At 68.4% G+C, this 9,413-nt stretch carries 9 protein-coding genes and 2 pseudogenes; 4 read left to right on the top strand and 7 right to left on the bottom strand.

Going from position 1 to position 9,413, the window contains the following annotated elements:
* Nucleotides 1-28 precede the first annotated feature (28 nt).
* Nucleotides 29-1,231, top strand: a complete 1,203-nt coding sequence (locus IEZ15_RS42695) for a leucine-rich repeat domain-containing protein (protein WP_189282324.1) — start codon at nucleotides 29-31, stop codon at nucleotides 1,229-1,231.
* A gap of 256 nt (nucleotides 1,232-1,487) precedes the next feature.
* Here the strand turns inward: IEZ15_RS42695 and IEZ15_RS42690 are convergent, their stop codons facing one another.
* On the bottom strand, nucleotides 1,488-1,847 hold the full coding sequence (locus tag IEZ15_RS42690) for a transposase (RefSeq protein ID WP_229846556.1): 360 nt from the start codon (nucleotides 1,845-1,847) through the stop codon (nucleotides 1,488-1,490).
* A gap of 645 nt (nucleotides 1,848-2,492) precedes the next feature.
* Between IEZ15_RS42690 and IEZ15_RS42685 the strand changes: the two genes are divergently transcribed.
* Complete coding sequence (locus IEZ15_RS42685) at nucleotides 2,493-3,434, top strand: WD40 repeat domain-containing protein (protein ID WP_189282323.1); 942 nt, start codon at nucleotides 2,493-2,495, stop codon at nucleotides 3,432-3,434.
* A gap of 478 nt (nucleotides 3,435-3,912) precedes the next feature.
* On the opposite strand, the gene IEZ15_RS42680 is transcribed toward IEZ15_RS42685, so the two are convergent.
* Together IEZ15_RS42680 and IEZ15_RS42675 are read right to left on the bottom strand one after the other, a co-directional pair.
* Nucleotides 3,913-4,632 (bottom strand): IS6 family transposase, encoded by a 720-nt coding sequence (locus tag IEZ15_RS42680; RefSeq protein WP_189282322.1) that lies wholly within the window; start codon nucleotides 4,630-4,632, stop codon nucleotides 3,913-3,915.
* A gap of 49 nt (nucleotides 4,633-4,681) precedes the next feature.
* Nucleotides 4,682-4,939 (bottom strand): annotated as a pseudogene (locus IEZ15_RS42675) (GNAT family N-acetyltransferase); the annotation flags it as partial.
* Nucleotides 4,940-5,063: 124 nt separating this feature from the next.
* On the opposite strand from IEZ15_RS42675, the gene IEZ15_RS42670 reads away from it, so the two are divergent.
* Nucleotides 5,064-5,348, top strand: coding sequence for a hypothetical protein (locus IEZ15_RS42670; RefSeq protein ID WP_189282321.1), 285 nt, complete (start codon nucleotides 5,064-5,066; stop codon nucleotides 5,346-5,348).
* Between the two features lie 23 nt (nucleotides 5,349-5,371).
* Here the strand turns inward: IEZ15_RS42670 and IEZ15_RS42665 are convergent, their stop codons facing one another.
* The 4 genes from IEZ15_RS42665 to IEZ15_RS42650 all read right to left on the bottom strand — a co-directional run bounded on the left by IEZ15_RS42665 (nucleotide 5,372) and on the right by IEZ15_RS42650 (nucleotide 8,848).
* Nucleotides 5,372-5,695, bottom strand: a complete 324-nt coding sequence (locus IEZ15_RS42665; protein ID WP_189282320.1) for a hypothetical protein — start codon at nucleotides 5,693-5,695, stop codon at nucleotides 5,372-5,374.
* A gap of 14 nt (nucleotides 5,696-5,709) precedes the next feature.
* Entirely contained in the window at nucleotides 5,710-7,416 is a 1,707-nt protein-coding gene (locus IEZ15_RS42660) for a copper resistance CopC/CopD family protein (RefSeq protein WP_189282319.1), read from the bottom strand.
* 12 nt (nucleotides 7,417-7,428) lie between these two features.
* A complete protein-coding gene (locus tag IEZ15_RS42655; RefSeq protein WP_189282318.1) occupies nucleotides 7,429-7,881 on the bottom strand; it encodes a copper chaperone PCu(A)C in 453 nt (150 codons plus the stop codon).
* Between the two features lie 163 nt (nucleotides 7,882-8,044).
* Nucleotides 8,045-8,848: a hypothetical protein gene (locus IEZ15_RS42650; protein ID WP_189282317.1), complete on the bottom strand. Its 804-nt coding sequence runs from the start codon at nucleotides 8,846-8,848 to the stop codon at nucleotides 8,045-8,047.
* An 84-nt stretch (nucleotides 8,849-8,932) separates the two neighbouring features.
* On the opposite strand from IEZ15_RS42650, the pseudogene IEZ15_RS42645 reads away from it, so the two are divergent.
* Nucleotides 8,933-9,112: pseudogene (locus IEZ15_RS42645) on the top strand (IS6 family transposase); the annotation flags it as partial.
* Between the last annotated feature and the right edge of the window lie 301 nt (nucleotides 9,113-9,413).

Here is a 9,413-nt window from a genome sequence, read left to right as displayed (position 1 = left end):
ACCTACCCGACCAGCCACCCCACACCCCATGCCCAAGCTGAACCATCCCCTGCCAGCCGCACAGAAACAATCAGAGCACCTCAGCACCAACGTTCACACCGACGTCGACGGTGGCCAGCCTGAGGAGGCCACCTTTGACTACGACGATGACCTGTCCGAGGTCCTTGCACCTGAAGTGCTGATACCGCACGAGCGGCCGTACCGGAAGGGGAAGGCAGACCGCGACAAGATCTACGAAGCAGCACTCAACGGTCGCCCCATCCTTCGCCCGACCCCCGAGACGCCACCGGTGTTGAAGCAGCTGGCCCCCGCCACCGACGTCGACCTGACCAACCAGGGCATCACTGCGATACCGAAGCAGGTTTTCAACCTGTCGAACCTGCGCCGACTGGCCCTCGACGGGCTGAGCGTGTCTGACCGGATCGGCGAGCTGACCAGCCTGGAGGAACTCGACCTGTCGGAGACGCGGCTGGAGGAACTGCCCGCCACCATCGGGCGACTGACCCAGCTCCGGATCTTGCGCCTGTACAGTCCCCGCCTGCGCAGCCTGCCCAAACAGCTCGGCGACCTCGTCAACCTGCAGACGCTGCAGCTCCCATACCTGTCCACCCCTCTGCCCGACAGCGTCGAGCGGCTTCGCTTGTTGACCGACCTTGACCTGTCCTACCTCAACTACGACCGGCTGGCCGAACTCCCTCCAGTGGTCAACAGGCTGTCGGCACTGCGTCGGCTCAGTCTGGCCAACGCCCGCCTCACCGGCATCCCCGACGACATTCTCGCCCTCACCTCGCTTGAGGAACTCGACCTCACCTGCTCGGTGATCCCGCGTCTCGACCGGCTTCCGGACCTGGCCCAGCTGCCCCTGCGGATCCTGCGCTTCGGCGGCGGATCAACTCCCGCACAACGACATCACCTCCTCGGCAGCGTCTGGCCGATCACGACGCTGGAGGAGTTGTACCTCGACCGGTGGGGAGAACAGAAGATCGGCGGTCGTGTCGTCCGTCCAGCCCTGACCACCCTCCCCGACGACGCGTTCACCCGCACGCCCCGCCTGCGGCGCTTGGACCTGTCCTTCAACGAGCTGACCACGCTGCCGGAGTCGCTGTATGGGCTGACCCACCTTGAATACATCAGCCTGTCGCACACCAAGCTCGACGCCGCTACCGTCGACCGGCTACGCAAGGCTCTTCCCGAACTCCACATCGATCTGAACAGTCCGAAGCGGGGTTGAAAAGGCTCCGTACCTCTGGACCGGTATCCGGAGGGCAGGCCGCGCCGGGGCGGGGGCCGTCCCGGCGGGTCGTGCGCGGGCCGTCACGGGCGTGATGGCCCGCAGACGGCGGCCACTGGCCGTCCAGTACCCGGGCGGATCGCGGCGTACGGCTCGGCCTTCGGCTGCTAGTCACCCATGAGGGCGAGGGGCACACCTCACGGTTCATCGCAGGTTTTGCTGCCCTTCTTGCCTCGATCGACCGGATTCGGCCCGGTCAGCGAACCCCCCTTTTCGCCCGTACCGATGCGGCATCGACGATCGCCGATGACCAGTCCAGCTCGCCCCTGGCGCCGAGTTCGTCCAGCACCGCCCGGTGCAGCCGACGCCACAACCCGGCCTCGGTCCACACGGAGAACCGGCGGTGCGCGGTGGCCGGCGAGACACCGAACGAGTCCGGCAGATACCGCCACGCACAGCCGCTCGTCAGCACATACACCACGGCCGTGAACACCGCCCGCTCGTCCACCGGAGCAGTACCACCGCCCTGCGGACGGGACGTGAGCTTCGGTAATAACGGAACGGTCAGTTCCCACAGTTCGTCCGGCACCAGCCGACGCGACAGATCAACCCTCACAGTGCAGCATCATGCCGCACCACCGAAGCGCCACGTGAGACATCCCCTAAGGCTGACGGTCCACATCCCTTTCCGTAGCTGCCGAATTCATCAGCCCCATTGAGCCCGCTGATCGACCCGCTGCGCGCGTCGATCAGCGGAGCAGCGAAGGCGCCACGTCAAGGTCACATCTCTATGGCATTAGGTAATCGGGTGCCGCCCCCCGGCCCCGGAGCAGCACGGAGGGAGCGTTTCCCCTGGTCAGAGGGCTCCCACCCATTGGGTAGCCAGGTGCCACGTTTTCCACAGGGTTGGGAGTGATCTTGTGAAACCGCAGGTCAGAGGGCGGCACCCATTGGGTAATCGGGTGCCGCCTCCTGCGGTGCGAATCGGTTCATTTCGCATTCGTAGTACCGGTTATCCACAGGGAGGGTCCGTGGGAAATCGAACAAACTTTCACCCCCGGCACCCGATTACCCAATGGGTGCTCTCGCATCCTCTGCACCTCAGGCGCCTTGGGCGCCCTGTGGGGGCGATGGCGGCTCACATAGCCTCTTCCTGACTTGGTGGGCTTGAGGGCGTCAGGGGGGCTTGCAGGCACCTTCTCGGGCCTGCTGGGCCCGACCATCTACTGCCATCCAGGCATTGCCTTGCTCAGGAGACCAGATGCGCCGCATTGCCAACGCCCACCGCTCTTACGCTCATCCCCTGGCCTGGTGGTTTCCGGACGATGGGCGGGAGCTGTTGTTCACGGCGGGTCATGAGGGCGACGGTGAATTGCGCTGCTGGGATACGGTCTCCGGTCTCCGTGTCGTCGACTTCGAGGCAGACGAATGGCTGCTCGTGCACAACGGTGCCCTCGCGCCGCTGCCGGACGGCCGGCTGATTCTGGCGACGTCCGACCCGGACGGGCTGCACCGCTGGGACGCGCACACCGGGCAGTCCCTGGGCCGGAACGAGAGCACCACTATCTGGCACGTCACCACTGCGCCATCCGCGAGCGGACGGCTCCTGTTCGTGGGGGCCGGCATCGACGGCCATCTCCACCGCTGGGACGCAGCCACCGGCGAACCGGAAGGGTCCTCCTGGAAATGCCACAGCGGGTATGCCCTCACCGTCACGAGCCTCACCTTGCCAGACGGCACACCACTGGTGGTCACCGGCGGCGAGGACGGCACCGTGCGCCGATGGCACGCAGAGACCGGTAAACCCGTCGGCGAGCCGCTGACGGTCAGCCCTGACGGTCGCGCCTTCAACCTCGCCTCCTGCCAGCTACCGGACGGACGGGTCCTCCTCCTGGCACGCGACGAAGTACAGGGAATCCACCGGTGGAACGCAGCCACAGGCGAACCGATCGGCCCGCCCCTGCGCATGGGCGAGCTGTTCCCGCACACAACCGCTGTCGTTCCGGTCGCCGGCGCACCCCGTGTGATCGTGGCATCTGAGGACGAGACCGTGCACCAGTGGAACGCACTCACCGGCGAGCAACTTGCACCGCCCCATCCCGGAGGCGCCGCCGCGGCGGCCCTCCGCCCCGACGGCACTGCGGTACTCGCTACCGGGTCCCACGATGGCGCGCTCCGGCTGGACGAGCTGGGCACTGATTAGAAGAGCCGCACCCCGCTGCCGTCATTGCCAGCCCAAAGTGAAGCGGTACCTCCACGACGAACGATCACCGACTGAGTCAATCGCCCCAACCTTCGTGCACCACAACTGTTGCACCCACTAAGCCCGAATCCACCGGCACGGTCACCGGCAAGGAGGTCCGCCCGGTCACGGAAACCCCCGACCCGGTCAACCCCACCGGCTCGTGGCAGGAGCGAGTATCGGCAGAGCGGTTCGAGAAGAGCCTGCGGGTCGTTGCCAACTCTGTCATCTTCCGGTCCTCTGGGCAGAACCTCACTACGACGGGCACCTGGACGGAAATGGGCTCCCGCCTCGTCGAGCCCGTTCTTTTGGGCCTGGCCGTCCTCGCGATCCGCAGCCGCATCAAACGCTGAGGTCTCTGAGCGGCGTTGTCACGTTGGTGCGGTGTTGATCGATTGAGGGCGCGTCAGGGTGTGTAGGGGTCGGGTGGGGGCCTGACTTACGCTGCGATGGGCTGGTCGGTGGCACCAGTGATCTCGTCCCCGATTGCGAAGCGGGTGGTCATCTCGGTGCGGTATTGGGTGGCGGTCATCAGGTGGCGGCGTGGTCGGAAGTGCGGTGAGATGCCGCTGAACGCGGACAGGAACCGCTGGGCCCCGCCGGTACTGCGGAATCCCTTCATCGCGCGTTCGCGCTGCCTCGTCGGCTGATGACTGTTCTCGGCCCGGTTGTTCAGACCCTTGTGGGCGCGGTGTTCCACGGAGGGCATGACCTCGCGGTGGGCCGCGCCGTAGGAGCGGAGCTTGTCGGTGACGATCACCCTCGGCACCGAGCAGGTCTTCTTGAGCAGTTTGTGGAAGAACCGCCTGGCCGCAGCGGTGTCCCGCCGGTCCTGGACCAAAATGTCGAGCACGTTGCCATCGGCGTCGACGGCCCGCCACAGGTACTTCAGCTCACCGTTGATCCTGAGGAAGACCTCGTCCAGGTGCCACTTGTCGCCCGGCTGCACACGCCGGCGGCCCAGGCCGTTGGCGTAGACCTGCCCGAACTTCGTACACCAGCGGCGGACCGTCTCGTGGGAGACGAGCACGCCGCGCTCAAGCATCAGCTCCTCGACCTCGCGGAACGACAGCGGGAAACGGAAGTACAGCCACACGCAGTGCGCGATGATCTCCACCGGGTACCGGTGCCCCTTGTACGACGGCGGCGCGCTGTCCACGGACGACCCCTCCCACCACGACCAACCAGAAGATCATTTCCGGCCGGTCAGTCAACGTGACAGTGCCGATGAACGCGCCGTCGGAGACTCGGTCGACGGCCACCCGCGCTCCCGTGCCTTGCTCCTCGATCGTCCGGCAGGTCGCGATGAAGCGCTGGGCGCGGGCCGGTTCGGTCCACGGCGGGGAGTCCCAGTAACGCAGCACGTGGGCGCTGCTGTGCAGCGCGTAGAGCGGCGCCGCGTCGGCGTCGGTGAACGGCCGCAGTCGCAGGCGGGCGGTGTGCAGCTCGGGGGTGGGCAATGTCATGCGGAGCATCCTGCCGCGTCACGCTCGCCCCCGACCATCCGTTTATCCGGACGGTCGGGGCGCGTACGTCCCCGGTGACGCCGGACGCGCCGCATGGGCGGTGAGTCCGCAGTACCGTGCCGGCATGGCGAGCAAACGGCGGCCGTACTGGCGCACCCTCGGGACGCCGACCAGCCTCGTCCTGTACCGGACCCCGGACGGATGGAGGTACACCGTCCACTTCACCGGGCCGGCCGGCATCGCCGACGGCGCGCTCGCCGGTCCTCCGCCCTCGTCCGAGCCGGACATCGCGCAGGCGGCCCTGGTTCAGAAGGCGGAGGAACTCACCCACCGCCGACTCGGCGTCCTCTGGCACGCACCCGATCATCCAGGGCGTCGAGCTCGTAGGTTCGGCCTCGCAACCGAGTGAGGTATGAACCGTCCGGCAGTTGGTCATGGCCGCGGGTCTGCGGCGAAGCGTCGCCCGGACCAGCAGTTGAGCACCGGTGTCAGCGACCTCTCCCGCCGTCCCGCTCCGGGATCCCGCCGATGCTCCTCTACTGGCGCGAGGCTCTCGGCCGCTGGACGCACTGGAACACCGACTTCGCCCAGGAGACCTTGCACGGCTTCGGCGTCGCGGTCTTCGACGTCGGCCTGCCCGCGCCGCTCACGATTGGCAGCGTCGACGACCGGCAGCGGGGTGCCGAGCAACACCATGGCCGGTTGGTCCAGGTCCGCGCGCAGCAGCACTTCGGCGCCGTCGCGGCAGACGGTCACCTTGATGCCGGATGCTATCTGCCGAGCAGCCGGGCGGAGTCGATTTCCATCCGCACCGTTCCCTTGCCGTCCCTGCCGCCCGTGTCGAAGGGCGGCGTCAGATTGACCGGACGTGCGGCTGCGGGAGCGGTTGCTGCCGTGGAGCTGCGGGCCGCTTCCTCCTCGGTACGTGCCGGCTCGTTCGAGGTCAGTGCGGTCGTCATGGCCAACAGCGCCACAGCGACTCCGACTTCCGCCAGCACCGAACGGCGCAGCCCGGACCGGTCGGGGTCGGCGTCGCGGATCCGCTTCTTCTCGACGGTGGCCATGGCTGCCCTCTGCCGGGCGAGCTGGGCCGCCCGCACGGGGTCCTCGGTGGCAGGCGGCGGTGGGACCGAGGGGGCCTCCTCGACCTCCACCTCGGCCTCTGCCCCGGTCTCCTCTCTCTCCGCGTCGGCTCCGTTCGTGACCAGTCGTGCGGTCCAGCGGCGCGAGATCCAGGCGATCCCGATCAGGACGGCGACGAGACCCACCTTCACGAGCAGCAGTTGCCCGTACCTGGTGCCAGTGAGCGCGGACCAGGTGTCGACCTGGCGCCAGGACTGGTAGATCCCGGTGGCGGTGAGCACGAGCACGCTGCCGAACGAGACACGGGAGAAGCGCCGTATCGCCGATACCTCGATGTCCGGCGTCCGGTACAGCGCGACCAGCAGGGCTGTCAGCCCGCCCAGCCAGGCCGCGACGGCCAGCAGGTGGAGTATGTCGACCGGGATGGCGATGCCCGGCTGGATCCCGGCCGAGGCGTGTTCGGCGAGCGCCCAGGTCCCGGCGATCCCCGCAGCGATCACGGTGCCGCCGATGGCCAGTCCGACGGTGAGGCTTTTCTTCTCGCGTCCGTCCTCGTGCTTCGCGAACGTCCCGAACAGCACGGCGGCGAAGAGTGCGGAAGCGCCGAGCAGCAGCAGCCGGAAGACGAGCGCCGCCCCGGGCTTGGTGTCGAGCACGGCCTTCAGGCCGTCGAGGTCGAAGGCGTCCGCGAGGTCCCCGGAGCCGGTGTACGGGTAGCGGAGAAGGAGCATGGCCAGGGTGGCCACGGTGAGGGTCATCCAGCCGCGTACGACCAGGCGTTGCAGCGGGCGTGCGCCCGCCCCTCGCTGCCAGCAGGCCAGTATGAAGGCCGCGCCTCCGGCCAGCAGGATGAAACCGGCGTACGCGGCATAGCGCGCGATGCCGTAGAGGGCGCCGACGAGGCCGCCCCCCGCCGCGTCGTCCGGGAGGGCGACGGTGGTCCCGGAGGGGGCTCCTATGGAGAAGGTGAAGGCGCCCGAGATGGGGTGGCTGTCCGCCGAGACGGCCTGCCAGGCGACGGTGTACGTGCCGTCGGGCAGCCCGGTGCGGAGCGGGACGCTGTAGTTCATGGTGGAGCCGCACTGCAGATTACGCGGTGCGGCGCCGGTGTCGGCGCGTTCGCCGCTGGGGTCCAGGACCCTGACGGAGTCGTCGCTGAGGGCGACGCTCTCGGAGAAGGTGAGGCTGATCTCCTGGGGAGCGGTGTCGACCACCGCCCCGTCCTGCGGATCGCTCCCGGTGAGCGCGGCATGCGCGGACGCGGGGCCCGCGCCGCCCAGCAGCAGGCCGAACACCATGCCGACAAGGGCGGCGAGGAGTGCGGCCGCGGCGAGTGGGCGACGTAGCGCGGGAATGGACGGGGCCGATCCGAAGTGCGGGGCGGTGGCTGTCATCGAGTCAGTCCCTCAGTGTTTCTTCGGAGCGTGGGTGGTCTCCTTCACGGGAAGGTCGACCTTTATCGGGTCGGCCTTCTCGAAGTGCAGCTCCACGGGCACCTTCTCGCCCACCTTGGGCTGCTGCTTGAGCTTCATGAACATGATGTGGTTTCCACCGCGTTCCAGATCTAGCTGGCCGCCCGCGGGCACCTCGAAGGACGTCACCTTGCGCATCTTTCCGTTCTTCGTCTCGTGGATCGTGACGTCGTCCGAGATGGGACTGGTGACCGAGGTGAGCCGGTCGGATGTGTCGCCGCTGTTCTTCACGACGAGGAAACCGCCTGCCATGTCGCTGGCGGGCTGCGGCATGAACGCGCCGCTCACCTTCAGCTCGGGCTTGCTGTCCGAGGTCGAGCACCCCGCCAGCGTCAGTGCGGTGGTGAGGGCGATGGCGCCGGTGAGGGCGATACGGGAAACATTCATGAAGGGGCACTCCACTGAAGCACGAAGGGTGTCCGGCGCGCGGGTGCGCGACGGCATCGCGAGACCTCTTCCCCACGTGTGTGCACGGCTCGTACGGCACGACTCGTCCGCGCCGGGTGGTCCGTGCGTCGAGTGGTGCGTGTATCGGGTGAAGGGTGTCGCGTCAGACTGCGAGCGCGTATGCGGGGGGCGGACCCCGCCTGATCACCATGTGCTGCAGCGGGTCCCCGGTGGCGGGTGCCGGGGAGTCGCCCGCGGTACGAGGGGTGCGCGGACCGGTCGCCGGGCCCTCGGGAAGTCCGGCGCGCAGGGCGTTCACGAGCGCGAGCGCGGCGCGCAGCGCACGCAACCGGGCCCCGGCCGCGATCTGCTGGGCGCCGTGTGCGGACAGACGGGCCAGCCGGAACAGGGCGATCTCGCCGCGTCGCAGCAGCCAGCCGGTGGCAACGGCGGCCAGCAGGTGGCCGAGCAGCATGGGCAGGCTGGGCAGCAGACCGGCGAGGCCCGCCGGGTCCGAACCGGCCACAGAGGCCATGTGCTGGTGTCCGCCGGCCGTCACCGACGCCGGGTCGATGCCCGCGGCAGTGATGATGCGTTGCGCTTCGGCGGCGTTCAACTGCGCCGGTTCCATGCCGCACACGAGGCTTGCCGCGAACCGGATCAGTGGGTCGTCGCCCGTGGCGGTATCCGCCGTGGCGGTGTGCGTACCCATGCCGAACAGGACGTGCAGAGCGAGCTGTCCGCCGGCCAGCACGGCGGCGATGGACGGCAGTGAGCGCTCGCGTCCGGCGAGCGGTGCCACCACGGCGAAGATCCCCAGGAATCCGGCGAGCAGGGTCCACCAGGGGACGGCCGCGCAGGAAGCCAGGGAGTGACCTGCCGCGGACAGCGCGACGCAGACCGCGGTGAACACCGCGGCCCTCAGGAGCCGCAGACCGGCCCCGGCGCGTGCGACAGGCATAAACATGGCGGGGTCATCATCGCACCGTGCCCCGGGCCTCCCTACGGCAGGTCCGAAAGGTTGCTTTCCGTCCAATTGAAAGGTCGCGCGCAAGGCTTCCGCAGCATCGGTGGGGCCCAGCGGTTCCTGTCCGCGTTCAGCGGCATCTCACCCCACTTCCGCACCCGGCGACATATCCGCACCGCCGCCGAACACCGCTTCGAAATGACCATCCGCTTCACCCTCTGGGACCACGTCACCGAGAACACCGGCCTGACGACCGCGGCCTGAGCACAGGCCGGAACCAGGCCCCACCACGCCTCGACACACCGTCAGACACCCACACACCCAACAACGTGACAACGCCCTCTGGTGACCTCACAGATCCGGCCGCGCTGGGCGCCGCGTTCGGGCCGGGCGGCGGCCCGCGTTTACCGGCGGAGGCGTTCTGTTGAGCAAGCACCTGGAGCAGATGCCGTCTCTCGAATTGCTTTCGATGCCGCAGCGTGAGGGCGCCGCATGCGTGTGGTGCCATGCCGCACTGAGCATCAAGACCGCTGTGGACCTCGGTTCCCGCCCTGAGCGCGAGGGC

It is taken from the genome of Streptomyces atratus (assembly GCF_014648655.1).
GTDB classification, from domain to species: domain Bacteria; phylum Actinomycetota; class Actinomycetes; order Streptomycetales; family Streptomycetaceae; genus Streptomyces; species Streptomyces atratus.
Note: the sequence above shows the minus strand (reverse complement) of the source record. Positions and strands in the feature narration are given on the sequence as shown.